The 1,681-nt window shown below is 58.1% G+C and carries 2 protein-coding genes; both read right to left on the bottom strand.

Features of this window, described 5'->3' with window-relative positions:
* Positions 1-178: 178 nt before the first annotated feature.
* Positions 179-553 (bottom strand): hypothetical protein, encoded by a 375-nt coding sequence (locus tag ACFOM9_RS07955; RefSeq protein ID WP_386708676.1) that lies wholly within the window; start codon positions 551-553, stop codon positions 179-181.
* 363 nt (positions 554-916) lie between these two features.
* A complete protein-coding gene (locus ACFOM9_RS07960) occupies positions 917-1,126 on the bottom strand; it encodes a hypothetical protein (protein WP_223629813.1) in 210 nt (69 codons plus the stop codon).
* Positions 1,127-1,681: the final 555 nt, after the last annotated feature.

Consider the following 1,681-nt stretch of genomic DNA (forward strand, 5'->3'; position numbering starts at 1 on the left):
TGCGCCGTGCACTGGCAGGCGCACCAAAACCGCACAGCCTTTGATGTGTCCCGAGCGGCCTAACGCTTGAGTTAAGCCGACGTGCGTAGCGGAGCCAACAACATGGCAAGCTGTTCTGCCATGCTGTTGGTGTAGCGAAGCGCGTTCGGCTTGAACGAATTGTTAGGGCGCGGCTCCATCAGTGGGGCGGCGGGTTGTTGAGCCTAAAGTAGGTCATGCCTTCAATCGGTACGTCTCCAAGCTTGTAGCGACCGAAACCCCACGCGCTCTCATGGCTGCGTACAACCTCCCAAAGAATCAGCCCAAAGAACTTGGCTGAAGCCACGGGGTCTTGATCGCATGCTTTGTCATAGATGGGCTGAAACACTGTGCCCGACCAATCGGCGCCAGGAATCCAGCTAGAGGTTTGGATCTCTGAGCCCGAAACTCGCCCGGAAAGATCATCCCAGATTGCCTGGAAGTCGCTCTGTGGAAGTCGGTCGCGCCATGCCGCGTACTCCTTTGCGTGAGGAATGTAGTCGATGTAGTTGTTGCTATCTACCGAGTACAACATATCTTCCTCCGCGGCCTAACACCTTGAAATAAGCCGACCCGCGAAGCGGGTTCGGCTTGATTGAACTGTTAGGCCGCCGGCCGAAGAGACGACGCCCCACCGCGGCGAACTTTACGCCAGAACTTGCCGAAGGACGCGCTTGCACCGGAAGCGATCTGGAGGGAGCAACGGCAAGCCCGTCCGTGAGCCAGCGGCTTGCGCCAGGGACTATCGAGGCCAGACCGACTGCGATCGTGTCTGGAGTGACAGGCCTGCGCCGTGCACTGTCAGGCGCACCAGAACCGCACAGCCCTTGATGTGTCCCGAGCGGCCTAACACCTGAGTTAAGCCGCGCCGCGAAGCGGCGTCGGCTTGGACGAATTGTTAGGCCTCACTGCCTGATGGCGAAGAGGGACTGCCGTGGGAATACTTGCGAGATTTTGAAATGGCCAAGAAAACGACGCCAAGCGCCATGAGCGAGGGGCCGAGTGTCCAAAAAGCCGTCATGTGAGTAGTCAAACCCACAATGAGAAATGTAATCCCGTTGGTGAGGAAGACGAACCCGAGGATCAGAAGTGCCTTGATCGATTTCACCGTGATGCTCCGTGTGAGGCCTAACGCCTTGAAATAAGCCGACCCGCGAAGCGGGTTCGGCTTGATTGAACTGTTAGGCCGCCGGCCGAAGAAACGACGCCCCACCGAGGCGAACTTTACGACAGATCTTGCCGGGGGACGCGCTTGCGCCGGATGCGATCTGGAGGGAGCAATGGCAAGTGTGTCCGTGAGCCAGCGGCTTGCGCCAGGGACTATCGAGGACAGACCGACTGCGATCGTGTCTGGAGTGACAGGCTTGCGCCGTGCACTGTCAGGCGCACCAAAACCGCACAGCCTTTGATGTGTCCCGAGCGGCCTAACACCTGAATTAAGCCGACCCGCGAAGCGGGTTCGGCTTGAATGAATTGTTAGGGCGCGCTCGACGGAAGAACAAGACCCACGCCTGCTTGGAACATGAAGCATTGACCTGGCTGCAAGAGTGCTGGAGCGTGAGTACGCCACCATTGAGCAGCCTCAGGGCTCGATATAGCCAGCAGCTCAATAGCTGGAACGCACTCAACAACATATCCAGTCTCATTGTCGAATCTGCGAAAG

This window comes from Luteimonas notoginsengisoli, from assembly GCF_042648885.1.
Lineage (GTDB): Bacteria > Pseudomonadota > Gammaproteobacteria > Xanthomonadales > Xanthomonadaceae > Luteimonas > Luteimonas notoginsengisoli.